Source organism: Microbulbifer magnicolonia (assembly GCF_035117725.1).
Classification (GTDB): Bacteria; Pseudomonadota; Gammaproteobacteria; order Pseudomonadales; family Cellvibrionaceae; genus Microbulbifer; species Microbulbifer magnicolonia.
The window spans coordinates 1,275,243-1,301,219 of the sequence record NZ_JAYEFD010000001.1; the positions used below are offsets into that span (position 1 = coordinate 1,275,243).

Here is a 25,977-nt window from a genome sequence, read left to right on the forward strand (position 1 = left end):
GGGCTGGCTCCCACAGCGTCCTTCGTGGCTCCAGGCCCCACCACACCGAAACTGGCGTAGCATTTAATGATGACTCCATTGACACTCAATATCATCGGCGCCGGCAAACTGGGAAAAACCCTGGGGCGCCTGTGGCAGCAACGGGGTGTTTTTCAGGTGCAGTCGATTTGCAACCGCAGCGAGCAGAGTGCCCGCGCCGCGGCGCAGTTCATCGGCGCGGGAACAGCCTGCCGCGAAATCGATGCCATGGCCGACGCGGACTGCTGGCTGATCGCCAGCAGCGACGGGCAAATCGCGCCTCTCGCCAAACAAGTCGCCGCGCGGCTGGCGCCGCGACTGTCGCGCCGCAGCGATACCGTCGTGTTTCACTGCAGCGGCGCGCTCGGTTCGGAGGTGCTGGCGCCCTGCAGGCCGGCCGCCATCGCCAGCGCCCACCCGGTGCACAGTTTTGCCGACCCGCAATCGTCCCTGCAGACCCTGGCCGGCAGCAGTGTGGCCCTGGAGGGAGACGCGCCGGCGGTGTCGATGCTGCAGCGCGCTTTCACCGCCATCGGCTGCGAGGTCCTGACCATCGCGCCGGAGCACAAGGCGCTCTATCACGCCGGCTCCGTATTTGCCTGCAACTATCTCACCGCGCTGTTGGACCTCAGCCTGCGCACCTTTGCCGCGGCGGGAATCGAGCGGATCCAGGCACTTAAGCTGTTGAAACCCATAGTGCTGCAGACCGCGGAAAACAACCTGCGACTGGGCCCGGAGCAGGCCCTCACCGGCCCCATCGCCCGCGGCGACAGCGAGACGGTGGCCGCGCAGTTGCGCGCGCTGGAAAATACGGATGCGCGGCTGGCACAGTGCTATCGCCATCTCGGCCTCGCCTGTGTAGAGTTGGCGCGCCGCGGCCAGCTGCCCGACGATGCCGCCGCCCGACTGACCGAACTGCTGAGTGAACCGACGCCTTGAAAGACTCGCCCAAAGATTCAGAACAGTACCTGCAGAAACGTGCCTTCTACGACAGCCTGCTGACCATTTACGGGCGCAAACCGGTGCTCGAGGCGCTGGAAGACCTGTCGCTGCCGGTACACAAGCTGCATCTCGCGGACAGCAATCGCCGCGATCAGCTGATCGCGCGTATCGAGCAACTGGCCACGGAGCGGAAGGTTGAGATCGCCCACTGGGACCGCAAGGGCCTGTCGCGGATTTCCAAGAATGCACGCCAGGATCAGGGGGTGGCCCTGGACCTGGCCCTGCCCCACTACGGTACCACCGATGCGTTTCTGCGCGAACAAAGCGCGGCCGCAGGCCAGAAAAATTACGAACTGCTCGCGCTCGACGGCATTACCAATCCGCAGAACCTCGGCATGATCATTCGCTCCGCCTGTGCCGGCGGCATGGACGGCATTATCCTGCCGCGCAAGGGCTGTGCGCAGATAGATCCGCTGGTCATCAAGGCCAGCACCGGCACCCTGTTCAAGATGCGCCTGCTGCGCTGCGAACAACTCGCCCCGGCGCTGGCCGACTTCGCGGCGCAGGGCGTGCGCATCTGCGGCCTCTCATCCCACGCGCAGCAGACACTGTCGAGCCTCGGTGGCGACGCACCCACCATTTTCGTCCTGGGCAATGAAACCCGCGGCGTCAGCGACGAAGTCGCCAAACAGTGCACCCAGCATCTGCGCATCCCCATGCACAACGATGTCGAAAGCCTGAATGTCGCCGTAACCGCTGCCCTGATCAGTTTCAGGCACCAGCGATAATCCCCTCCGGCCGAGCAGACAGCAAAGTCCCTCGTTCGCGCCGCGGCTTATCCTAGACTGAAAAATGTACCGCAAATGGTAGTTTTTCAGCTGTAGAGGGATTTCCCGCGGGCGCAGTCATGAAGCAATTGACCCGCTTTTTGCTCTCCATTGCCCTGTCCATCGCCCTGACCGCACCAGTGGGCTGCGGCAAGGGAAAAGGCGGTTCGGATCGCAGTCAGTCCAGCGACAGCAGCGACCGAGAGGCCGCGCCCACGCTGTTCAGTCTATCCGGCACTGTCACCGCCACGCAGTTCAGCAGAGTCGATTCCGACACCAACGACAGCCGGGCCCCATCCGCCAGCAACAACGACGGCGAATACGCCCAGCTGCCGGGCAATCCGAGCGTACTGGGCGGCTTTGTCAGTGCAGAGGGCTCGGGCGTGTCGGGGCAGCGCTATGCCAGCGACGCCGACCCGGAGGACTGGTTCAGCATAGCCGCCACCCCGGGGCAGAGCGCTGACCTGCGCATTCACAAATTTGACGACGGAAATCCCGCCGCCGTCGACCTGGATCTCTATCTCTACGCGGCGGACGATACCGCCAATCCCATCGCCTCCAGCACGGGCACCAGCGCCCGCGAGTCCATTGCCATTCCGGCCAATGGCGAATTCCTGCTGCGCGTGGTGGCCGAGGCGGGTATCAGTAATTACACCCTGAAACTGGATGCCCACAACAGTGCGGCCGGCAGCCCTTCGGTCGGCGAGACATTTGTCCCGGGAGAGTTGCTGATCAAGTGGAAGTCCCGACCGTCCGCCCACTGGCTGGAGGCCCGCGGCCTGGAAGCGCTGGGCGAGGCAACAACCGGCAAGGCATCCGCCTACCGCCTGCGGCGCACGGATCTCGCGCCAATTAACTCCGGAATGGAATTCCGGCATCTCACCGCCAGCGCGCCGCTGCGGCGCAAACTGCACACCCTGGCCGCGGTGAAGAACCTGCAGGCAGCGGCGCTGATCGAATGGGCCGAACCCAATTATGTGTATCGCCACCAGGTGACACCCAACGACGAAAACAACTACCTGCAGTGGCATTACCGCCAGATTCGCTTGCCGCAGGCGTGGGATATCACCACCGGCAGCGGCGACGTCATCGTCGCCGTATTGGACTCCGGTGTTTTCAGCGGCCACCCGGAACTCCGCGGCAAACTCGTGTCCGGCTACGACTTTATCAGTGACGTCGAATCCGCCGGAGACGGCGATGGGATGGATGCGAATCCGGAAGATCCGGGAGATGGCTCACAGCAGGACCGCAGTTCCTGGCATGGCACCCATGTGAGCGGCACCGTCGGCGCCCTCACCGACAACGGCGCCGGCGTCAGTGGTGCGGGCTGGCAGACCCGCATCATGCCGCTGCGGGTAATCGGCAAGTCCGGCGGCAGCAGTGCCGATGTGGCCCAGGCGGTGCGCTTCGCCGCCGGTCTCTCCAACGACTCCGGCACCCTGCCGGCGCGGCGGGCGGACATCATCAACATGAGCTTCGGCGGTGATGGACACTCGCAAACCCTGCAGAGCGCGATCGACGATGCCCGCGCCGCCGGAGTGGTCGTGGTGGCCGCGGCGGGCAACGGTAGCGCCGAAGCCGAATTCTATCCCGCGGCGATGCGCGGCGTGCTGGCGGTGAGCGCCACCGATTACAACCAGAATAAAACCCCCTACTCCAACTTCGGCAGCTGGGTCGACCTGGCGGCACCCGGCGGGAATATGAGCATGGACGCCAATGGCGACGGCTATGGGGATGGCGTGCTCAGCACCCACGTCGAAGAGGGCTCCAGCCTGTCCGCCACCTACCGATTCCTGCAGGGCACCTCGATGGCGAGCCCCCACGTTGCAGCCGTGATCGCGCTGATGAAGAGCGTGAACAACCAACTGACGCCACAGCAGCTGGACGCGCTCTTGGCACAGGGAAAGCTCACCACGGATATCGGCGCTAGCGGCAAAGACAAGCTGTTCGGCATGGGGCTGATCGATGCCTACAAGGCCGTCCGCGCGGCCTCGGGAGCTGCCACCGTGCCCGTCTTGGCTGCGGAGCCGGAAAGCCTGAATTTCGGTGCCATCCACACCGCACTGGAAGTGGATGTGAAAAACATAGGCGCCGAGGGCGCGCGTATCAGCGGCGACCCCGTCGCCACCGAAAACTGGATCAGCGCCGTGCGGCCGGTGCAGACCGATGACAACGGCCTCGGCCGCTACCGTATCAGTGTGAAGCGCGAGAATCTGGCGGACGGCACCTACTCGGGCAGTATTCGCTTTCCAGTGGAGGGCGCGAGCGATCTGCTGCTTCGCGCAAATATCCAGGTCGGCCGAGCAGACACTGGCGCCGATGCCGGCTATCTCTACATCCTGCTGCTGGCTCCGGGACAGGATTCCGATGGAGACGGTACGCCCGACGACCGGGACGGCGATGGCTTTGCGGATTTGGAGGTCGTGGCCCAGCAGGCGATGACCGCAACCGGGGGCAAATATGAATTCGAGTTTTCCGCCGTGCCCCCCGGAAAATACCTGATTGCCGCCGGCGCGGATGTCGATGGCGACGGCACCATCTGCGGCCCCGGAGAGGCCTGTAGTATTTTTCCGGCCAGCGGCCTTTCCGCCCCGCTGAACCCGCGCGATAACGTCAGCGGCCTGGATTTCCCGGTAGGTTACGACAGCGATACCGGCGGCGGACAAAAACACACGACAACCCAGGCTGCAACTGGCCGGCCGGGTCCGATTCGCCTTCGCGTCACCGCAGGTGAGTTTAAAGACGCGCGATAGCGCGCCACACGCCGGCACATCTATCCAGACCCGCCACTTTGACTTACTCAACCTGATACTTTGTGCGACAGATTTGTTGAAACATCTGCTAGATGAACTACAAAACTTCTGGGGAACAAAATACCCACCCAACAACGGATTTTGGGAATAACGACCGCAGCAAATAGCGGATCCGATAACGCAGATAAAAGGATCTATCCCTCATGCGCCTGATGCAATCTTTGATTTTGTCGGTGGGGCTAATCATCAATTTGCCGGCTACCGCGGCCGGACCTGAAGATGGCTATCTGGATTTAACCCCCTACCTGAGCCGCGTCGACAAGGACCGCAATACCGATCGACAGGCCGGCGGCCTGCGCGCCGCCTACGGCTGGGGCTGGCAGGGGCCCTGGTACTCAGAAGTGCAGGTATTTGGCGCCATATTGGAGACGGAAGACTTTTTCGACACCGAGGAACTGACGGACCAGTCGGACTACTACATGTACGGCGTCGGCTTCGACATGGTGTACAACTTTGGCGACCGCGACGGCTACACGCCCTACTTGCTGGGCGGATTCGGCGCCGTCTACGACGACGTACTGCCGGATGACGACGACACCACCAGTGCCTTTCTCAACGTCGCCGCCGGCATTACCACCCAGGAAATTTCCCGCCGCGGTATCCGCCTGCGCGGCGAAGTTCGCTATATGCACGATTACTTTGAAGACGGCATGAACGACTGGCAGCTGGCCTTTGGCATCAGCATTCCGCTGCGCTGCCCGCCGCCCACCTATGCGGCAGCGCCGCCGGTGGAGCGCGCGCCGGTGGAAGTCAAGCTGGTGGATTCCGACGGCGACGGCGTACTGGATCGCGACGACCGCTGTCCCGACACGCTGCCCGGCGCTCGGGTCGACAGCGAAGGCTGTGTTATTGCCAATCAGACGGTGACGCTGCAAAACATCCACTTCGAGACCAGTTTGGCCGTGCTGAAACCGGCGGCGCAGGAATCACTGTTGGAAGTCGCCCAAGCACTGCGCAGTCAGCCCGACAGCCGGGTGGAAATTGCCGGCCACACCGACAGCCAGGGCAACGACGCCTTCAACCTGCAGCTGTCCCGGTCGCGCGCCAACGCCGTGCGCGCCTTCCTGATTCAGAATGGCGTACCCGCGGCGCAGCTGTCGGCTATCGGTTACGGTGAAACCCAGCCGGTGGCATCAAACGACACTCCCAACGGCCGCGCTCAGAATCGGCGTGTGGAAATGCGATTCCGTTAATCACCGACTATTAGAGACCCGGCCGGCGGCGGGTCTCTTTTGGTTCAACTCGAGCCCGCCGCACCCTAGCGGTGCAATTTTCCCGCCTCCGATTGGACAAGTTCCCCACGATGGTCTACCCGTCCACAGAATCTGTGGATATCTCTGTGAACAATGCACGGGAAAATGCCGCCAGTGCCCGTGACACCGTTGTAACCCTTTTGTGAAGAAAATTTAATCAAGGCCATAATTGGTTAAAAATCAATAAGTTACGAAAGCCAATAAATCGGACTTGGCAACTATTTCGCCTAAATAGCAATTGTCATCTGGTGAAATTTGGCTGTGGAAAGAGGCTGCGGGAAGAGCCGAGAAATTGCGCATGACGGGTGCAGGTCAGGACTCTCCACCCGAGGCCGGTTAGCGGTTACTCCCAATCGATCGTGGTCGGCGGTTAGCTGCACACGTCGAAGGCCACGCTGGAGAGAGACTCGAATTCATTGATGATGCAGTTGGAATCCTTTTCGATCAGCACTTAGGGCAGGTGCGCCCAGCGGGCCTCAAAGAGTCCAGGGTCTCGACCGCGCGCAGCTTTTCTATCAGCCTGCCCCCAACATCCGCTCCTCGAACAGCCCCAGCCGCCCGACAAGCTGCCGGGTGGCGCTGAGCGTGGGGTCGGCCAGCACCAGCGGGGCCTGTATCGCGGTCCTGTCGCCGCCCAAGAAGTGATATAGTTCCGTTCCCCCACGCGCCGGGCTATGCATAACTAATAATGGAGAGCACGCCAGTTGAAAACTAAGGTCAAAGCCGCCATGCAGACCGTTTTCAGCGTGCTGCAAGTGCGCCTGCACCGCTTGTTGCCCGGCCATATCCCGATTGCGTTCAAACTGGCGCTGGTCATGACCCTGTTGCTGGTGCTGGGGATGGCGAGCCTGGGCCTGTTTATCAGCGATAACCAGAATCGCCTGATGCGTGCACAACTGCACGATTTCGGCCATACCATGGCGCTGCAACTGGCGAAACTGGCCAGTGAGCCGATTTTGTCGGAGGACAGCCTGAACCTCCGCCTGCTGACCGCCAACCTGGGCCAGGATGAAAAAGTCCTCGGCGCCGGTATTTATGCCCATAACGGCGAATTGCTGTCAGCAACCGGCATCCAGCCGGCCAGGGCCGATATCGTTTTCGATGCAGCCGGGCTTATATCCCGGCCCTGGTTCCGGCGCACCGCAGACAGGCCGCAGGAACGGTTGATCAGCTTTATCGCGCCGGCCGAGTATCAGGACATCCGGGTCGGCTCCGTGGTGGTGACCTTGTCCGCGTCGCTGATGGACCAGGCCGCGGCCAGGGCCCGCGATGCGATTATCTACGCCACGCTGGCCATGACCTTACTGGCATCCTTGCTGGCCTATTGGCTGAGCCGGCGCCTGTCACTGCCGATCCACCATCTTATGGAAGCGACCCGGGCCATCGACCGCGGCGACCTGGCGATCCGGATCGAGGACCGGCGCAACGACGAAATCGGCTTTTTATTCGAAGGTTTCAACAATATGGCGGCCGGGCTGTTGAAGAAATCCCAGGTCGAACAGGTTTTTTCCCGCTATGTGTCAAAAAACGTCGCCGACAAGGTACTGGCCAATCTGGACGAGATCCGCCTGAGCAGCCGGCCGGTCGAGGCGACCGTGCTGTTCGCCGATATCGTCGGTTTTACCGCGATGTCGGAAAAGCTGCAGCCGAGTCAGGTCTCCGAATTATTAAACGAATACTTCTCTTATATTTCAGGCGCCTGCTCGTTGTATGGCGGGGTGGTGGACAAATTTATCGGCGACTGCGCGATGCTGGTATTCGGTGTACTGGAGGACGATACCGAACACTTGTTCAACGCGGTCAGCTGCGCGGTATTGATTCAGCGGCTCACAGCGCAGTTAAACACGCAGCGCGGCGCCGCCGGCCGGCCACAGGTACACTTCCGCATCGGCATCAACTGCGGTGCGATGCTGGCCGGCAACCTGGGTTCCGATGACCGGATGGAATACACCGTGGTCGGGGATGCAGTCAACCTCGCTTCCAGGTTATGCAGCGTGGCCCGACCGGATCAGATCATTATGCGAGAAGAACTGTTTAACATGCTGCAATCCCGCGTCATCGCACAGGCCGAGCAGACCCTGCAGATCCGCGGCAAGTCGGCACCGGTGAGGATCTATTCGGTGCAGGACATCCAGCCCGAATTTCAGCCGCTGCTGCTGGCCAATCTGCAGGAAGTGCTGAACTATCAGGCCAATCAAAAGCGCCGGCGGGCTGTCGGCCATGTCTAGTGTGGTGACTAGCCGCTCAGTACTGCTATGGCTGTTGCTTTTGCCGTTACTGCCGGCCTGTAACCTGATACCGACGCAGCAACAGGTGCTGGAAGGTTTTCCGTCCGACGCGCTGCAACAGGTCCGCCGGCAGTCGGCCGAACTCGACTGGCTGCAGAATCTGGACATTGCGACGCCGGACCAGCAACGAAAAATCAAACAACTGCACAGCAACCTGCGGCAGTTCGAGCGCGACGTAATCCACGCCGCGAGCCGGCTGGAGCAACAGGACGACTGGCACGGCGCCGAGCGGATTTTACGTCATGCCACCGGCGCGCTGCCGGACAGCCGGATACTGGGTTCGGCGCGGCAGCAATTGGACGAGCGGCGCCAGTTGCGCGAAGAGCTGGTGCGTATGGATCTGGCGATCCATCGCGGCGAGCAGTTGCTGAAAGACGCCAAAGCCTACCAGCGCCTGCGGCAGCTCAAAGGCGCCGGCCTGCCGACCTGGCTGGAACTGAACGTATATCAGCACAAATGCCGAAAATCGGCAAAAGAGCTGCAGCATTATGCGCAGCGGGCATTGGAGCGGCAGGACTATGCGCTGGCCCGCCGCGGCTTGCAGATTGCACAGCGTCTGTCCGGCGACGACTACCAGCTCGATGATATCGAACGCGACCTGGCCCTGGCCAACCGCCAGCTTCGCCAGGCGAAACGCCAACCGGCCAAGGCCTCAGTCGAAAATGACGCGGTCGTGGAATTGCAACAGGCACTGGACGCCGGCGATCTGCTCAGCGCGCGCCAACACTTGAACCGTCTGCAGCAGCGGTCGCCGCGGCATCCGCAACTGGCGCCCCTGCAAGCGCAGTTCCGGACGCAGTTAGCTGTCCGGGTCGAAACCGCAGTCAAACGGGGCAATGATTTATATAGCCGGGGCGATATCGACGGAGCCCTGGAGATCTGGCGCGAAGCCGAAACCCTGGATCCGGACAACGTCGAATTGCTGGCCAGCATCGTCCGGGCCGAAACAGTACTGCAAAATCTGCGGATCTTGTCGACATCGCCTAACGCCGAATTCTAATCCCCGGTCACGACAAACCACAAATGCTGTAACCGTGTCAGCATTCCGGCGAACCCTTACGCTATTACCTGAATCCCCCCGCTTTTCTCCTCTTACCGATCGGCAGGCCCTACTCCCACTCGATGGTGGCCGGCGATTTAGGGTACACGTCGTAGGTCACGCGCGAGTTGCACTCAGTCTCGTTAATGACGCGGTTGGAAATCTTCTCGATCAGCTCGTCGGGCAGAAGCCCCCGGCGGGCCGCCATAAAGTCCAACGTACCCACGGCGCGCAGCGCGACCACATATTCGTAGTGGCGGCCGTCAGCGACCACAGCCGCGAATTTGACCGGCAGGAACACCACAAAGTCCTTCGGTGTCGGTTCCGCTGATCTAGGATATTACGAACATATTTCTAACATGTTTCAGGTTGGCGACATAACGAGGACTAAAATATGTCAACAGCTCTCCGCCGCTTCGAACAAGTGAGTCTGTCTCGAGACGTTTTGCAAGTCATTGGCGCATCGATGCGCTATGCGGTTTTTTTCGTCCCACTCATCGCTGTGGCATATGGATTGCTGTTCGTGCTGGATCCCGAAGTAGCGTATCGCTGGGGTTTTGAAGATGGTCCAGTTGAATGGCTCGGCGCCACTTGTCTGGCAGTCAGCGCTGCGCTCTTCGCCTGGACGGCTGCAGTTCACGCCAAAAACGGACTCTCAAAGTTCTGGCTGACGGCGCTTGCCGTGCTGTTCCTGTTCGGTGCCGGGGAAGAAATCAGCTGGGGGCAGCGTGTCTTCAGCTTCTCGACTCCGGAGTTGATTGCCGAGCAAAACAAACAGGGCGAAGCCAATATTCACAATCTGGCTTTTTTCCATGCGTTAAATGACGACGGGTCGAAGAAGTCCGGCTTGGCAAGATGGGTGACCGGTGAGCGAATGTTTAGTTTGTTCTGGCTGGCATTCTGCATCTTGCTGCCAGCAGCGTATGTCTCGAGTAGATTTCTGGCCAACCGGCTAGCAGCGATGAGCATGCCAATCGTGAACCTGAGTCTCGGTGTCTATTTCCTCGCCATTTATCTGGCAGCCGAGCTTCTGGTGCCCTTTATCACCGGCGCGAGAGGAGACCTAGGCTATGCGCTGATGGAGACCAAGGAAACCCTGTATTCAGTACTCTTCGCAATCATTGCGTTTGACCTGGCTCAGCGCGCGCGCACTGGAAATCACGGCATCTACGGATCAGATCGAGTGGTCGCCAAGGCTTGACGCCTGTAGACGAAAGTTTGGCTGCGCTCAATACGATTCAATGAGATTTGTTAAGGGGAAATCGATGGATCGAGTGGATGGAGATGGAGATGGAGATGTAGGGGTACTGTGCGGTGAGCGGGACAGTTTGACTGAAGCGCATCCGGCTCGGGATGTGGACGATCGAGTAGAGTTAGAGTGGATTGGACGGGGACGCTCGGCCAATGTGTATGTGGGAAAAAATCAAGAGGGAGGCAGAGTAGCCCATAAAATTTTCACGCCGGATTCTTTGAGCAAGCTCGTTTTTTATGTGATTGACGGCGCCCCCAATCCCTATGGATGGAACGAACATGCCATTCAGTCTGCCGTTACACGCCGACATATTTTAGCTCTCCTTATCGAATATTGGTTCTCCGACCGGCTTACTCTTCCCGAGACCTACGGCTCTGGGTGGAACGAGCGCGTGCGTGCCTACCAGATGTATTGTGAATTCATCAATGGCTATCACCTTCCTCTGCGTGGGCCGGGTAATGACGAAGAGGCCGACCATCTGCCAACGCTGACAAACGACATCATGAAACCTCTGCAGCACAATTTGGAGGAAGCCGGCTTCGACGGCCTGGTTTGGCAAGCTGGTCGAGGCAACCCCGTTGCGGCCAGTAATTTCATGCTGCGACAACATAGTGGCGCTGATCCAAAATGGGTATGGATCGATCTCGAATCCGGAGTTCCGGCCTTGTTCGCGATAAATCCCCTGGAACAACTAAAATTCTATTTGCCCGCCTGTTTTCGATACGGACGCGCGCTCTTCGATGATACGAACATGTCGAAGCTTCGCAGTTATATGGACATGCACAGGGAAGGAATCGAAGGGGCTCATGGAAAGGGAAGCGTAGAAAGGATTCTCACGTATGTAGATAATCTTGAATACCATCAGGTCCGCTGGAAATCCATGCCGCGCTGCTCCCGGAGTATCGAGTCGCACCGAGTTCGTGGAGTCATCTCGGATTCGGAGGCACTCTGGTACAAGGAACGGCCACTGAAATGGTATTCTCGCTTACTGACCAGAGGGGCGGCCAAGCTGACGGGCAAACTGGCAAGTTCCGCAAAAAAAGGCTGCCTTGGCATTGTCCGGTTTAACTACTCTAACTTATTCGCAGGCTTGTGTGGCTTCCTGACCTCCCAGAAATACCGAACCCACCTGTCACGATCGTATGTCGCCAAGCGAATCGAGGAATGGGAACAACGAAAAATCTTAAAGCCAGCGGCGTTCTCAAAACTTTATGCCGAACTGATCAGTGATGAGTCGAGTGAGTATATTACGGATTTCGGGGTCCATCTCATGATTAAGCCCGCCGTGAAACTCCTCCAATGGTCGGTTTTTCCCATGTTGTTTATGGCGGGAGCCATCAATGAATTAGTGCTTGCAATGGTATTGGTGGGTGGAGGCTCAATCGGGCGCACGACCTATACCCTGGGCCGAATGACGCAGGCTGCCTTTCGGCGTCAACGGTTACCCTGGACCGCCTTGGGTGTGGGAGTCCTGCCAGTAGTAGGCAATGCGGCCTATCCCGTGGAGTTCGTGAAGTGCGGGGCAGGTGATGAGCGAATCCTGGCACGGTTTATCATCTACGATACCTTTGCCAGAGTCGGCCGGGCGATACCCATTTGGGGTGGGCCTGATACGTTGACTGAGCATTATTTCAACAGGTTACCTGACAATCTGTTTACTTGGTATAAGAGGACGTTGCAGCGCCGCCCTTCGTTCAGCTCAAACCAATTGTAAACTGAAAACTTGGCTCCCTTCCCGATCGAGAAACAGCATATGGAAAGTGGCTACTGGGGTTCAGTGCACTGCCAAAGCGCTGGATCAGGGTAACCGCACCGGTCTGCGCATTCGTTTTCGGAAAGCCCGGCTTCTTGATCACGTGCGGGGCAGTACTGTTAGTCAATCCGCTAGAGAAGGTTTTGAGAGAAAGGTTTGCTCGGGCCGGTGGCGCTGGTAGCGCCCAGCCGACCGCTCACCCTCGGCATTCCTTGCCGCATCGGTGAGAGACATGATTCGCATCCCTGCGATATTGTATTTTCGTTCAGCCTATCGCCTTGGCTGCGATTCACAAAGCCTGGACCGGGAAAGGTATGGCGAGACTCTGCTGAAAGGAGAGCATCCTCCTACTCCCACTCGATGGTAGCCGGCGGTTTGCTGGACACGTCGTAAGTCACGCGGGAGATATGCTCTATCTCGTTGATGATGCGGTTGGAGACCTTCTCGATCAGCTCGTAGGGCAGGTGCGCCCAGCGCGCCGTCATAAAGTCGACGGTTTCCACCGCGCGCAGTGCCACTACGTACTCGTAGCGGCGACCATCGCCGACCACGCCGACGGATTTAACCGGCAGGAACACCACAAAGGCCTGGCTGGTCTTGTGGTACCAGTCCGCCTTGTGCAGCTCCTCGATAAAGATGGCGTCCGCCTCGCGCAGGATATCCGCATACTCCTTCTTCACTTCGCCGAGGATGCGCACACCCAGGCCCGGACCCGGGAATGGGTGGCGGTAGACCATGTCATAGGGCAGGCCGAGTTCCAGACCGATCTTGCGCACCTCGTCCTTGAACAGCTCGCGCAGCGGCTCCACCAGTTCGAACGCCATGTCCTCCGGCAGGCCGCCCACATTGTGGTGGGACTTGATCACATGCGCCTTGCCGGTCTTGGCCGCGGCGGATTCGATCACATCCGGATAGATGGTGCCCTGGGCCAGGAACTTCACGTCCTGCAGCTTGGAGGCTTCCTGGTCGAATATCTCGATAAAGGTATTGCCGATAATCTTGCGCTTGGCTTCCGGCTCGTCTTCACCGGCGAGGCGCGACAGGAACTGCTCCTCAGCGTCGGCGCGGATCACGCGCACACCCATATTTTCGGCGAACATCTGCATGACCTGGTCGCCTTCGTTCTTGCGCAGCAGGCCGTTGTCCACGAATACGCAGGTCAACTGGTCGCCGATCGCCTTGTGCAGCAGCGCCGCCACCACCGAGCTGTCGACGCCGCCGGACAGGCCCAGCAGAACCTTGTTGCCACCTACCTGCTCGCGCACTTTGGCGATGGAGTCCTCGATGATATTGGCCGGGGTCCACAGCTTCTCGCAGCCGCACAGCTCAATCACGAAGTGCTCGTAGATGCGCATGCCCTGCAGCGTGTGCGTCACTTCGGGGTGGAACTGCACGCCGTAGAAGTTTTTCTCGGCGCAATACATGCCGGCAATCGGACAGGATTCGGTGGAGGCCATCAGCTCGAAGCCCTCCGGCATTTTCACCACCTTGTCGCCGTGGCTCATCCATACGTCCAGCAGCGCACTGCCGTCGTCGCCGATATGATCCTTGATATCGTGCAGCAGCCTGGACTCACCCTCGACTTTCACCTGGGCGTAGCCGAACTCGCGCACATTGCTGCCCTGCACTTCGCCACCCAGCTGGTGCGCCATGGTCTGCATGCCGTAGCAGATACCCAGCACCGGCACACCCAGTTCGAACACGACGGCCGGCGCACGGGGCGAACCGGCTTCCGGCACCGACTCGGGGCCGCCGGCGAGGATGATGCCCTGCGGGTTGTACTCGCGGATCTCCTCCTCGCTCATGTCGAAGGCGCGGATCTCGGAGAAGACACCCAGCTCGCGTACGCGGCGGGCGATCAGCTGGGTGTACTGGGATCCGAAGTCGAGGATCAGGATGCGACTGGCGTGGATATCTTGGCTCATGACTTACTCAATGTTTGCGAAGCGAGTTCCTAAACCACAAACGGACCCGTGGGTCCGTTTGTTATTGGAAATATTCTTAAGCTGCCCGGCACTGCCGGGAGCGCCGAGCCCCAGCTCGGCAAAGCGGCCAACTGCCGCTCTTTAGAACAGGCGGGCCTTGCGGCCCGTTGCCGAGCTGGGGCTCGGCGCTCCCGGCTTAGCGCCCACCCACCGGGTAGTTGGGCGCCTCTTTGGTGATCTGCACGTCGTGCACATGGGATTCGCCCATGCCCGCCGTGGTCACACGAACAAACTCCGGCTTGCTGCGCATGGTTTCGATGTCCACACTGCCGGTATAGCCCATGGAGGAACGCAGCCCCCCCATCATCTGGTGCACGATCACCGACAGCGGACCCTTGTAGGGTACCCGGCCCTCGATGCCCTCCGGCACCAGTTTCTCGGCACCCTTGCTGGCGTCCTGGAAATAGCGGTCGGAAGAACCCTGGGTCCGCGCCATGGCGCCCAGAGACCCCATGCCCCGATAGGATTTGTAGGTACGGCCCTGATAGAGCTCCACCTCACCCGGCGCCTCTTCGGTGCCGGCAAACATGGAGCCCATCATCACCGAGTGGGCGCCGGCCACGATGGCCTTGGAAATATCGCCGGAATAGCGGATACCGCCATCGGCGATCAGCGGCACACCGGTACCCTGCAACGCCTGGGCAACCTCGGCGATCGCGGTGATCTGCGGCACGCCGACACCGGAGACGATACGGGTGGTACAGATGGAACCGGGGCCGATGCCCACCTTGACCGCGTCAGCGCCTGCTTCGACCAGTGCGTGCGCCGCCTCGGCGGTGGCAATGTTGCCGCCGATCACGTCGACCTGCGGGTGCATTTGCTTGATGCGGCGCACCCGCTCGATCACGTTGCGGGAGTGGCCGTGGGCAGTGTCCACCACCAGCACATCCACACCCGCCTCCACCAGCGCGGCGACGCGGTCGTCGGTGTCCGGGCTGGTGCCCACGGAAGCGCCGACGCGCAGGCGGCCGTCGCTGTCCTTACAGGAATTCGGGTACTGTTCGGCCTTGTTGAAATCCTTGACGGTAATCAGGCCGCGCAGCTGGAACTCATTGTTGACCACCAGCACCTTCTCGATGCGGTGCTTGTGCAGCAGCTCGCGCACCTGTTCCGGTGCCGCGCCTTCCGGCGCCGTTACCAGACGCTCCTTGGAGGTCATGATGCTGGCGACAGTGGCATCCAGATTGGTCTGGAAACGCACGTCGCGGCTGGTGACGATACCGACCAGGTTGCCCTTGTCCATCACCGGCACGCCGGAGATGTTGTGATGGCTGGTCAGGGCGATCAGGTCGCGCACGGTGGCGTCGGACTCGATGGTGATGGGGTCCTTGACCACACCGGCCTCGAACTTCTTCACCGCGCGCACCGCCAGCGCCTGGTCCTCGATGGACATGCTCTTGTGAATAATGCCGATACCGCCTTCCTGGGCCAGCGCAATGGCCAGGCGCGACTCGGTAACCGTGTCCATGGCGGCGGACACAATCGGGATATTCAGGGTGATATTGCGGGACAGTTTGGTCTTCAGACTCACGTCCTTGGCGGTCACCTCGGAGTAGCCGGGCACCAGCAGGACGTCGTCAAAAGTGAGAGCTTCGCGCGCAATGCGCAGACCGGAATCAGACATGGACACTCAAACCTCGGCTTAAACCTAGATTAGCGGGATTGGGTATCGGCGCGATTATAGCCGCAACTCTGCCGACAGCAAAAGGTTATTTGCATTAAATGCGTCTTTGGTCGGTAAATCACTTTACGTCAAAGAGCGATGCTGCAATATTGGCCCGCCAAATCCACTTTCGCGAGACTGAAATGCTATCGAGCCCCGCCAAGCCCAGCGCCAACCGCAGTGTCCTGTCGGTCAGTGACCTGAACCGGGAGGTGAAGCACCTGCTGGAGAGCAGCGTGCCGCTGCTGTGGGTGGGCGGGGAGATCTCCAATTTCGCCGCCCCCACGTCGGGGCACTGGTACTTCACTCTCAAAGACGCGCGCGCCCAGGTGCGCTGCGCCATGTTCCGCGGCCGCAACCGCAGTGTCAGTTTTCGCCCGGGGAACGGTCGCGAGGTGCTGATCCGGGCCAGAGTCAGTCTCTACGAGGGGCGCGGCGAGTTCCAGCTGATCGTGGAACATATGGAGGAGGCCGGTTTCGGCGCCCTGATGCGCCAGCTGGAGCAACTCAAGGCCAGGCTGCAGGCCGAAGGCCTGTTTGAACCGGCGCGCAAGAAGCCGCTGCCCTTCCTGCCCGCCAACATCGGCATAGTCACCTCCCCCACCGGCGCCGCGGTGCGGGATATGATCCACGTGCTCGGGCGCCGTTATCCGGCCGCGGAGATCGAACTCTGGCCGGTGCAGGTCCAGGGTCAGGGGGCCGCGCAGAAGATCGCCGATGCCATTGCCAAAGCCGGCCGCTGCGGGCGCCACGACCTGCTGATCGTCGGCCGCGGCGGCGGCTCGCTCGAAGACCTGTGGGCTTTCAACGAGGAAGTGGTGGCGCGGGCCCTGGCCGCCTGCCCTGTTCCGACCATCTCCGCCGTGGGCCACGAGACGGACACCACAATTGCCGACCTGGTCGCCGACGTCCGCGCGCCGACGCCATCGGCCGCGGCGGAAATCGCCAGTGCCAATGCGGCCGAACTGCTGCAGACCCTGGCCGCCTACCGACAGCGGCTGACCAGAGCCGCCCGGTTACTGCTGCGGCACCTGCGCCAACAGATGCAACTCACGGGCAACCGGCTGCGTCACCCCAGAGAGCAACTGCTGAACCGGGCACAAAAGCTGGATCACCTGGAAATGCGCCTGATCGGTGCCAGCCGCCAACAGATCTATTCGCGCCGCAGCGAATTACAGGCCGCCCTGCGCGCCTTCTCCCACTGCCATCCCGACCGGCGCCTGCGGGAAGACCGGGAGCGATTGACCGCGGGCAGACATAAACTTCGACGCGCGGTGCAGATACTGCTGCAGCAACGAGCGGAGCGCCTGGAGCACACCGCCCAGCTGCTGCACAACGTCAGCCCCCTCGCCGTGCTCCAGCGCGGATACGCGATCGTCAGAGACCGGGAGGGCCAGGTGCTGAAAAGCACCCGTGAACTCAATATCGATCAGCCAGTCAGCGTGCGCCTGGCGAGCGGTGAGTTCTCCGCGAGAATCGAGAAAATCACCAGCTGACACAGTTCTACCGGATCGCTGCGCTGAGGTAGCCTCACACTATAATTTCCGCGTAAGTGGCTGACGGAGCGGTCTATGGAGCATTGCCATAGCACTGTTCGGGCCTGTACGCGGGCCCTGTTCATCGTTGCAGTATTGATTCTCGCTGTCGCCGGATGCGGCAAACAGGAACCTACGGCCGAACAAAAGGACCTTGTGGCCGGAGAGGAGGCTGTTGCCGAAAAACAGGAGCGCCGCGCCGACAAGCGCGCGGGAAAGGCGCCTGAGCCGGATTCCCTCGGCGAGTACTACCAGTTTGAGAACTATATCGAAACCGGCGACCTGAGAGACATCAGGAAGCACGGGACCATTCGCTTCGTCAGCCTGGCGGGTGCATCGGAGGACCAACTGCCCCGGGAGGGCGTCGTAACGCTGCGCCACTTCGATCTCGCCAACAAGCTCGCCGAGCGACTGAAGCTCGAAGCCAAATGGGTGCGCGCAGAAACGCCCACCGAGGCGATCGAACTTCTGCTCGCCGGTAAAGCCGACGTATTGGCTTACAACCTCACCGTTACCGAGCCTCGGGAAGAGTTGATCAACTTTACCATCCCGGTTCGGCAAACCCGTCAGAAACTGGTCACCGGCGCCACGGGACCGGATGTCAGTGACCCAATCAATTTGAAAGACATCGAATTTATCGTACCCGCAGGTTCAAGCAATGTCATAACCGCAAAGCGCCTGATTGAGAAGTATCCGCAGGCAAACCTGACCATGCGCGAAGTCACCATTTATGGCGATAGAGACCTGCTAATCGACCTGATCAACGAAACGAACAAGCGGGTGGCAATTCTCGACGACTATATTGCGGAGGACCTGCGCGCGTACCGCAATGACCTGCGTATCGGCGCGGATGTATCCGGTCTGGAAAACATCGCCTGGGGCCTGCGCAAGGATTCCAAGCGCCTGCTGAATACGGTCAACAACTTTCTTACCCGAAATCTGGTGAAGGCACAGGACGAACGGATCGCCGACTGGAAAGCGATCAAGCAATCCGGCGTAGTCCGCCTGCTGACCTACAACGGCCCTACAACCTACTTCCTCTGGAAGGGTCTGCTGATGGGCTTTGACTATGACCTGGCCACAGCCTTTGCCGAAAAGCACAATCTCCAGCTCCAGGTCATCGTGGTTCCCTATGACGAAAGCCTGATCGACTGGCTGAAAGCCGGGCGGGGTGATTTCGCCGGGGCTTCGATAACCATTAGCGAAGAAAGAGAGGATGAGGGGGTCAGCTTTACGACCTCCTATATGGAGACCCCGGAACAGGTGGTCAGCAGCAAGCAGCGCCCGCCGATCGAAAAGGTTCAGGATCTCGCCGGGCGGACATTGACTCTGCGCGCCTACTCCTCGTTCATGCCAACGGCGCAGGCAATCAAGGACAGCGGCATCGACGTGGAGATAAAAACTGCCCCGCCCGGTATGTCACAGTCCCAGATATTCAATATGATCGCCGAAGGTCTGCTGGATGCGACCATCGCGGACTCCGATAACGCAAAGATCGAAGCGTCCCTGCAACCCAACCTGGTTACCGGAACACTACTCGGTGATCCCAAACCCCAGGGCTGGGTGGTGGTGACCAAAAACTGGCACCTGTTGCAAAACCTCAACAAGTTTCTGGAAGAGTTTCGGGATTCCAAGCAATACGCGCAAAAATTCAAAGCCTACTTCGAACCCAACAAGCGCTTCACCCAGAGAGTTCGCGCGCGCATAATCCCCGGGCAGGATCTCTCCCCCTACGACAACCTGGTCAAGGCGTCGGCGCTGGATTACGACTTCGACTGGCGCATGGTGACTGCGCAGATGTGGCAGGAGAGCAACTTCAATCCGAAAGCGGTTTCTCCGGTCGGCGCGCAGGGCCTGATGCAGGTAATGCCCGCCACCGCGAGAGAAATGGGATTTCCACCGCCGCTGTTTGAACCGGAGCGCGGCATCAAGGCCGGCGTCAAGTATCTCAACTGGGTGCGCGACCGGTTCAATCCGACGCTGCCGGCCGCCAACAAACTGTGGTTTATCCTCGCGTCCTACAACGCCGGCTACGGGCATCTGCTCGACGCCCAGCGCCTGGCGGAACAACTCGGCCTGGACCCCAACGTCTGGTTCGACAATGTCGAAGTGGCCATGCTGAAACTGGCGGAGCCCCAGTATTTCAAGAGGGCGCGCTATGGCTATGTGCGCGGTGCTGAGCCAGTGCAGTACGTGCGCAATATCAGCAATCTGTATAAGGCCTATGTCGAAGTCGCAGCCGGAGAAATCACCGTGCGCCCACCCTTGAGAAATGAGCCAGAAAAAGCCCCCATAGCGGAGGAAAGAGATTCTGGCGGGGGCGAGAAGATTTCTGAGCGCAACACTCCATAAGCATCCCAAAAGCATTTTTCGGCTGCGAATTCCCGACCAGTTCCGACCAAACGCCGTTTAGCAGTAGCCACACCACTATTCGACCCGCGTACCGACTGCGCGACAGAATATGCGGTTGAACAATAGAGGCTTCGTTCTCAACTGGATTAAATCCATATCTTTGTACTCATGTCCTTCTGCGGCAAAACCGATGTGGCGGGCGCAGCCCAAGCGTGAAAATGAGCAGTCTTGGATCTCCTTCTTCCTCCCTTGAAAATTACGTAAACAACTCGTATACGCTACATCAGAGATGTCACGCGCAAGAACTCGCGCTTAGCAACAGCGGCAGCGCGACACTACCATGTGATGTCAGTAGCTGGGCGTCGAGTCTGGATCGAGGGTGCCCCCAGCTTTGCCTCGGGCACGCAGGAGATTGCCATGCGCAACAGCCAGTTCAACAATCGACTCTGCCAGTTCCCCTATCTCCCCTGTCTTTTCCTGGCAGTGCTATCGCTCATCATCACAGCCTGCGATCGAGGAGAGCACAAGGAATCGGTCGAGGACCGGCGGGCAATCGAAGAGCGCGAACTGCAAGCAACCGTCGAAGACCAAGAGGCGGCAAAAACCCCGGGGACCAGCGAGACATTCAAAAACTATCGGGAAACCGGTGACCTTCCCGCTATCGAGAAGCGCGGAATCATCCGCTTTGTGCATCTGTACGAAGACCCTGGCGGCAAGCTGCCCCGCAGTGCAATCGTCAGCCAGAGCAACGTCAAGCTGGCGGAGCGCCTGGCCAAAAAGCTGGGGCTAGCCCCGCAATTCCTGGTTGCCGAGTCACCCCAGCAAGGCATCGACATGGTCATCAACGGCGAGGCCGACGTGATCGCCGATAACTTTGCGGCCAGCGAAGAGCGGAGGCAGATTCTCGGCCTCACCGAACCACTTGAGCAGACCGAGCGCGTACTGGTGACCGGAGAAGTACTGGTCACCGGAAACAAAGGGCCGGACATCAGCAACGCCGAGGAATTGAGAAACGTCGAACTCACCGTCCTCGCTGACAGTCTGATTGCGGAGGCGGTTCATCAATTTGCGGCCGACAATCCATCGGCAAACATCTCCGTTACAGAGCTTCCCATGATTGACCTGTACAGTGCGTTTGTCGATTCAATAGACGGACGGCATCCGCTTATCACGGTCATGGCAAGAAGCACAGCCGAGGCCATGCGTCGCCACCACCCCAATCTGGTAATTGGCGATAGTATTGGCGGCCCGGTCGCTCTGGTCTGGGCAGTGCGCAAGGACGCCGATGAACTGCGCACCAGAATCAACAACTTCATGACCAGAACCCTGATAAAGGCGCCACTGCAACGAGAGGCCGACTGGAAATCGATCAAGGAGTCCGGTGTATTGCGTTTCGCCACCTACAATGGCCCCGGATACGTCCTCTGGAAAGGCGTTCTCACTGGCCTCGACTATGAACTCGCGAGCAAGTTCGCCGAGGAGAACGAGTTGGAGTTACAGATCATTGTGGTGCCGACAAAGGACAGTCTGATTGACTATCTCAAGGCAGGAAAGGCCGACATAGCCGGTGCATCCACCACGATTACGGAAAGCCGCCGCGAGCAGGGGGTGGAGTTCAGTACCCCCATTCTGGAGACATCTGTGCGGGTACTCAGCAATGAGAAGACACCCCCCATCAACACCGCGCAGGACCTCAATGGCCGCACCCTGACACTGCGCGCCGGTTCCGCCTTTATCGACACGGCGCAGAAGCTGCGCCAACGAGGCATTGACGTGACGATTGAGGTAGCGCCCGATGACGTCACCTTCGGCGACATCGTTATCGGTGTTGCCAACGGCGAGTTCGATGCAACCCTCGAGGACACCAACCTCGCCGAGCTGCAAGCGGCCCTCTACCCACAACTGGTCGTCGGCGCTGTCGCCAGCGATCCACTACCCCAGGGGTGGATGGTCGCGCAGGGTCACAACAATCTGCTCGATAAAATCAACCAGTTCCTCGAGAGCTTTCTTGGCGACGAGAAGAACCGGGCGATGGTCAACAACTATTTCAAGCCAAACGAGCAGCTGCTCAAGAAGGCCGAGGCGCGGCTCTTGCCGGGAGGAAAGTTGTCCCCCTATGACAAGCTGGCCAAGAAATACGCCCTCGAACACAACCTCGACTGGCGCCTGGTCGTCGCGCAAATGTGGCAGGAAAGTAATTTCGACCCGAAAGCGGAGTCATATGTTGGAGCGCAGGGCCTGTTGCAGGTAATGCCCCAGACTGCCCAGGAGATGGGATTCACTGGGCCATTATTCGATCCTGATGACTCAGTCCATGCCGGGACCAAGTATCTGAACTGGGTAAAGGATCGCTTCGAGGACGAACTCCCGGCAGACGAAAAACTGTGGTTCTCACTCGCCGCCTATAACGCCGGCATCGGCCACCTGCGCGATGCCAGAGCACTGGCGAAAAAGCTGGGCCTGGATCCCAACAAATGGTTCGACAATGTCGAAGTTGCCATGCTCAAGCTCTCGGAACCGCGCTATTACGAAAAGGCGCGTTACGGCTACGCACGCGGGGCCGAACCCGTGCTCTATGTGAAAAATATCAGCAATCTCTACCGGGCCTATACCGACATGGTCAGCGGTGATGTGGCGCAGGGCTATCGCCTTTTCCTCGGCCCTGCAGACAGGGCCAATGGCCTCCCTGGCCAATTTGTCGAAGCTTCGCCCGGTCGCCCGTTTGGCATTAAAGCGTCAGGACAATCTTGCCAATATGCCCGCTGGACTCCATCAGCCGGTGCGCATCGGCAACATTTTCCAGCGGAAAGGTGGCGGCTATTTGCGGGCGAATCTTGCCCGCAACAATCAGCGGCCAGACCTTTGACTCCAGCGCATGGGCTATGGCCGCCTTCACCGCTGCCGGCTGCGGTCTCAGGGTCGAGCCGGTGAGGGTCAGCCGCTTGAGCATCACCGGCAGCATATTCACCTGCACGTTGGCGCCCTGCAGATAGGCGATATTCACTATGCGCCCGTCCTTCGCCGCGACCTGGATATTGCGATCGATATAGTCGCCACCGACCATATCCAGAATCACGTCCGCGCCGTGGCCATCGGTCGCCTTTAGCACGACTTCGACAAAGTCCTCCGCGCGGTAATTGATCGCCCTTTCCGCGCCCAGTTTTTCGCAGGCCGCGCACTTTTCCGCGGAACCCGCGGTAGCGAATACGCGCGCGCCGAAATTGTGTGCCAGCTGGATTGCCGTGGTGCCTATGCCGGAGGAGCCGCCGTGCACCAGCAGCACTTCGCCGGGCCGCAGCTGTGCGCGATCGAACACGTTGCTCCATACGGTAAACAGGGTTTCCGGCAGCGCCGCGGCCTCGATCAGGGAAAGCCCATCGGGGACCGGCAGGCACTGGCTCGCGGGTACCGCCACGTACTCGGCGTAGCCGCCGCCATTGGTCAGCGCGCAGACGCTGTCGCCCACATTCCAACGTTCGACGCCCTCTCCGACTGCGGTAACCTGCCCGGCCACTTCCAGGCCCATAATCGGCGATGCGCCGGGCGGCGGTGGATAAAAGCCCATGCGCTGGACGATATCCGGCCGGTTGACGCCGGCCGCGGCCACTCTGATCAGGACCTCTCCCGCTGCGGGCACCGGCTTGTCGCCATCGGCCAGCTGCATCGCGTCCGGCCCGCCGTGTTCCGGCAAATCGATAAATCGCATAGGCTGCTCCGTTTTTAATTCTTTACAGAAAATAAAATCGCGGCCACCGGCCGCTCCTACAAAACTCAGTTGAGTCATTGTAGGAGCGGCCGGTGGCCGCGATCAAAGTTTCCGGCAAGTATTGGCCGAATTACAGCTCGTAGGTCAACTCGACGCCCATGACCCGCCCCTTGTTCAGCGGCGTGAAGCTGGCGCCCACACCGCCGAGTGTCGGCGGCAGCTGGGTGTTGTTGCCCTCGCTCACCTCGTCCAGCATGTTCTTACCGAAGAATGCCAGGCGGTAGTTGCCGGCATCCGGTGCAAAGCTGATGCTGAAGTCGAGCATATCCACTTCCGACAGCATGCCGCGGTTGTTGTCGGTATACGGCGCTTCGTCGCGGTGGTTGAAGTTGATGCGCGAAGTCAGGGTGCCGGCGGAACCCAGGGCCAGGTCGTGCACCAGACCCGCGCCGTAGGTCCAGGGCGCGAGGCGCGGAATATCCAGCCCCAGATCCACATCGTTGACAAAGCCATCGCCGCTGATATCGCCTTTCACACTGTCGTAATCGCCATCCACATAGCCGAGATTGAAGGAGAACAGCAGATTGTCGCTGACCGCCGCCAGCGCCTCGAATTCGGCGCCGAGAATGGTGGCATCGGCAGTGTTGCGAATCAGCTGCACAACGCCGGCGACCGCATCGCTAAGGTTCTCCTCGCGCTGCATGTTGTCGATGGTGTTGTTGAAAACCGCCATATTGGTGCGCAGTCGGCCATCCAACCACTCGGCTTTGGCACCGATTTCGAAGCTGGTTTGCTCTTCCTGATCGGTAGGTCCCGGTGAATAGGGAATGCCAGTGGTGGGATCGATGCCGGTGTTACGCATGTTGTAACCACCACTGCGGAAACCCTTGGTCCAGAAGCTGTACAGCTGTGCCTCTTCGCTCAGATTCCACTGCAGTCCAACCTTGGGCGTAAAGTCGCTCCAGCTTTCGCTGTCCTCGAAGTCGTAACCTGCGCAGCCGTCGAGGGTACAGAGGTCCACCGGAATGGTGGCAATCTTGGCGTCCTTGTCCTCGGTGGAGTAGCGGCCGCCCAGAGTCAACACCCAGTCTTCATTCAGATCGATATCCGCCTGGGCGAAGACACCCAGTGCCTGATGATCCTGAACACCGCCGCCGGTCCAGTCCAGCCCGCCCGGGGCAGATAGCGGCAGCAGACGATTCTCGTAGTACTCCAGATCCTGACTGAACCAGTAGACACCGGTGGTCAGCGCGGTGGCACCAAAGCGGCCGGCATAGCGCAGCTCGTTGCTGACCTGGCTCTGATCGATGGCGGTATTGGCATGGAAGGCGAAAATCGGCAGCGAGTCGATATCGCCCAGTCCCTCGGCATTGTACTCACGCCAGGCGAGGATATTGGTGATGGTACCGTTGCCGAAGGCGACGTCCTGATTGAACTCGGCGATCACCTGGCTCCACTCGTCCTCCTGGTAGCCCTCTTCGTCCTGCGCCACCTCGAAGGAATCGTCGCTGTTGTCCCAGTCGGTTATGCCAAAAGCAGCGGCAATTTGGGTTGCGCTTCCAACGCCCCGTGGTCCTAGCGGAGTGTCAATGACCGTCGGGGCAAAACCGCGATTCTGCGCAACCACACCGTCGGAGTCCATGCGGCCGTGCTCCATACGCACCAGCAGCTCCGCACTCTCGCTCAGCTGCACGCTGAAACTGGGACGGATAAACCAGGTATCGGAAGCACCGGCCTGATCGTTGCCGGTATAGACGTTCTCGAACCAGCCCTGATCGTTGTTGAAATAGGCCGTCAGACGACCGTTCACAGATTCGGAAATAGCGCCGTTGACGGTGGCGGCGGCGACGGTGTCCAGGCTGTCGGTGGTGGAAACCTTGAAGCGGCTGGAAAACTCTTCTGTCGGCCGGGCCGTCTTGATCACCACCGCACCGCCGGTGACATTGCGACCGAACAGCAGCCCCTGCGGGCCGCGCAGGACTTCGATGCCCTCCAGGTCAAACATGTCGGTGACCACGCCGGCGTTCACGCCCAGGTACATGCCGTCCACGAAGACACCCACGGTCGGGTCGATAGACGGTATCGAGCTGTTGACCCCCAGGCCGCGCACGGTGAAGTTGGCGGTGTTCTTGACCGTGCCCACGTCGTCCAGCTGCACGTTGGGCATCTTGAACGCGAGGCTCTGCAGATCCTTGGTCTGCAAGGCCTCCAGCTGATCGCCGGAATAGGCGGTGGCCGCCACCGGCACTTCCTGCAGCAGTTCCGCCTCGGCGCGCTTGCGCGCCGTGACCTGCACTTCTTCCATTATGGTGCTCACCGCGCCCTCGGCCGCATGGGCGGCACCCATGCCGCTGGCGAGCCAGAGGGCAGAGACTGAACAGGCGGATACTAATGCAGAATGGTTTTTGATGTTGAACGGACGTCCCATCTTTCTCTCTCCATTGCCTTATTTTTATATCTACAGCAACAGACCTACAGCAATCGGTACAGCATGACCCCATTCATATTGTTGTAATAAGGGGCCCCGACTCTAAGACCGCGCTGATCCAGC

13 protein-coding genes and 4 pseudogenes are annotated in these 25,977 nt (G+C 60.0%); 11 read left to right on the top strand and 6 right to left on the bottom strand.

Annotated features, from left to right (window positions below; genetic code table 11):
• The first annotated feature begins 69 nt into the window (after positions 1-69).
• From RRF64_RS05650 to RRF64_RS05675, 6 genes are all read left to right on the top strand, one after another.
• Positions 70-957, top strand: a complete 888-nt coding sequence (locus RRF64_RS05650; RefSeq protein WP_323844845.1) for a Rossmann-like and DUF2520 domain-containing protein — start codon at positions 70-72, stop codon at positions 955-957.
• A complete protein-coding gene (locus RRF64_RS05655; RefSeq protein ID WP_323844846.1) occupies positions 954-1,748 on the top strand; it encodes a TrmH family RNA methyltransferase in 795 nt (264 codons plus the stop codon). Before RRF64_RS05650 ends, RRF64_RS05655 begins: the two co-directional genes overlap by 4 nt.
• A 119-nt stretch (positions 1,749-1,867) precedes the next feature.
• Positions 1,868-4,540 (top strand): S8 family peptidase, encoded by a 2,673-nt coding sequence (locus tag RRF64_RS05660; RefSeq protein WP_323844847.1) that lies wholly within the window; start codon positions 1,868-1,870, stop codon positions 4,538-4,540.
• Between the two features lie 203 nt (positions 4,541-4,743).
• Positions 4,744-5,793 carry an OmpA family protein gene (locus RRF64_RS05665; RefSeq protein ID WP_323844848.1) on the top strand — a complete coding sequence of 350 codons (1,050 nt, stop codon included), beginning with the start codon at positions 4,744-4,746 and terminating at the stop codon, positions 5,791-5,793.
• A 764-nt stretch (positions 5,794-6,557) separates the two neighbouring features.
• On the top strand, positions 6,558-8,081 hold the full coding sequence (locus tag RRF64_RS05670; RefSeq protein WP_323844849.1) for an adenylate/guanylate cyclase domain-containing protein: 1,524 nt from the start codon (positions 6,558-6,560) through the stop codon (positions 8,079-8,081).
• The gene (locus RRF64_RS05675) at positions 8,074-9,141 is read left to right on the top strand and encodes a tetratricopeptide repeat protein (RefSeq protein WP_323844850.1); all 1,068 of its coding nucleotides are present in this window, start codon (positions 8,074-8,076) and stop codon (positions 9,139-9,141) included. The genes RRF64_RS05670 and RRF64_RS05675 overlap by 8 nt, the downstream gene beginning before the upstream one ends.
• Positions 9,142-9,250: 109 nt before the next feature.
• Here RRF64_RS05675 and RRF64_RS05680 read toward each other — a convergent pair.
• Positions 9,251-9,499 (bottom strand): annotated as a pseudogene (locus RRF64_RS05680) (GMP synthase (glutamine-hydrolyzing)); the annotation flags it as partial.
• A gap of 75 nt (positions 9,500-9,574) precedes the next feature.
• Here RRF64_RS05680 and RRF64_RS05685 point away from each other — a divergent pair.
• Positions 9,575-10,381, top strand: coding sequence for a hypothetical protein (locus tag RRF64_RS05685; protein WP_323844851.1), 807 nt, complete (start codon positions 9,575-9,577; stop codon positions 10,379-10,381).
• Positions 10,382-10,445: 64 nt separating this feature from the next.
• The gene (locus RRF64_RS05690) at positions 10,446-12,146 is read left to right on the top strand and encodes a hypothetical protein (protein WP_323844852.1); all 1,701 of its coding nucleotides are present in this window, start codon (positions 10,446-10,448) and stop codon (positions 12,144-12,146) included.
• A 24-nt stretch (positions 12,147-12,170) separates the two neighbouring features.
• Here the strand turns inward: RRF64_RS05690 and RRF64_RS18825 are convergent.
• The 3 genes and pseudogenes from RRF64_RS18825 to guaB form a co-directional block, all read right to left on the bottom strand.
• Positions 12,171-12,255: pseudogene (locus tag RRF64_RS18825) on the bottom strand (transposase); the annotation flags it as partial.
• A gap of 277 nt (positions 12,256-12,532) precedes the next feature.
• Positions 12,533-14,110, bottom strand: coding sequence for a glutamine-hydrolyzing GMP synthase (gene guaA, locus RRF64_RS05695; protein ID WP_323844853.1), 1,578 nt, complete (start codon positions 14,108-14,110; stop codon positions 12,533-12,535).
• A 196-nt stretch (positions 14,111-14,306) separates the two neighbouring features.
• On the bottom strand, positions 14,307-15,794 hold the full coding sequence (guaB, locus tag RRF64_RS05700; protein ID WP_323844854.1) for an IMP dehydrogenase: 1,488 nt from the start codon (positions 15,792-15,794) through the stop codon (positions 14,307-14,309).
• Between the two features lie 182 nt (positions 15,795-15,976).
• On the opposite strand from guaB, the gene xseA reads away from it, so the two are divergent.
• From xseA to RRF64_RS05715, 3 genes and pseudogenes are all read left to right on the top strand, one after another.
• On the top strand, positions 15,977-17,329 hold the full coding sequence (gene xseA / locus RRF64_RS05705; RefSeq protein ID WP_323844855.1) for an exodeoxyribonuclease VII large subunit: 1,353 nt from the start codon (positions 15,977-15,979) through the stop codon (positions 17,327-17,329).
• 195 nt (positions 17,330-17,524) lie between these two features.
• Positions 17,525-19,375: pseudogene (locus tag RRF64_RS05710) on the top strand (MltF family protein); the annotation flags it as partial.
• Positions 19,376-20,137: 762 nt separating this feature from the next.
• Positions 20,138-22,162: pseudogene (locus RRF64_RS05715) on the top strand (MltF family protein); the annotation flags it as partial.
• A 286-nt stretch (positions 22,163-22,448) separates the two neighbouring features.
• On the opposite strand, the gene RRF64_RS05720 reads toward RRF64_RS05715, so the two are convergent.
• The gene (locus RRF64_RS05720) at positions 22,449-23,426 is read right to left on the bottom strand and encodes an NAD(P)H-quinone oxidoreductase (RefSeq protein WP_323844857.1); all 978 of its coding nucleotides are present in this window, start codon (positions 23,424-23,426) and stop codon (positions 22,449-22,451) included.
• Positions 23,427-23,556: 130 nt separating this feature from the next.
• Positions 23,557-25,854, bottom strand: a complete 2,298-nt coding sequence (locus RRF64_RS05725; RefSeq protein WP_323844858.1) for a TonB-dependent receptor — start codon at positions 25,852-25,854, stop codon at positions 23,557-23,559.
• Between the last annotated feature and the right edge of the window lie 123 nt (positions 25,855-25,977).

Coding starts and splice junctions, on each gene's coding strand:
- RRF64_RS05650 (WP_323844845.1), top strand. CDS start 70: ATGACTCCATTGACACTCAATATCATCGGCGCCGGCAAACTGGGAAAA.
- RRF64_RS05660 (WP_323844847.1), top strand. CDS start 1,868: ATGAAGCAATTGACCCGCTTTTTGCTCTCCATTGCCCTGTCCATCGCC.
- RRF64_RS05665 (WP_323844848.1), top strand. CDS start 4,744: ATGCGCCTGATGCAATCTTTGATTTTGTCGGTGGGGCTAATCATCAAT.
- RRF64_RS05675 (WP_323844850.1), top strand. CDS start 8,074: ATGTCTAGTGTGGTGACTAGCCGCTCAGTACTGCTATGGCTGTTGCTT.
- RRF64_RS05685 (WP_323844851.1), top strand. CDS start 9,575: ATGTCAACAGCTCTCCGCCGCTTCGAACAAGTGAGTCTGTCTCGAGAC.
- RRF64_RS05690 (WP_323844852.1), top strand. CDS start 10,446: ATGGATCGAGTGGATGGAGATGGAGATGGAGATGTAGGGGTACTGTGC.
- guaA (WP_323844853.1), bottom strand. CDS start 14,110: ATGAGCCAAGATATCCACGCCAGTCGCATCCTGATCCTCGACTTCGGA.
- guaB (WP_323844854.1), bottom strand. CDS start 15,794: ATGTCTGATTCCGGTCTGCGCATTGCGCGCGAAGCTCTCACTTTTGAC.
- xseA (WP_323844855.1), top strand. CDS start 15,977: ATGCTATCGAGCCCCGCCAAGCCCAGCGCCAACCGCAGTGTCCTGTCG.
- RRF64_RS05720 (WP_323844857.1), bottom strand. CDS start 23,426: ATGCGATTTATCGATTTGCCGGAACACGGCGGGCCGGACGCGATGCAG.
- RRF64_RS05725 (WP_323844858.1), bottom strand. CDS start 25,854: ATGGGACGTCCGTTCAACATCAAAAACCATTCTGCATTAGTATCCGCC.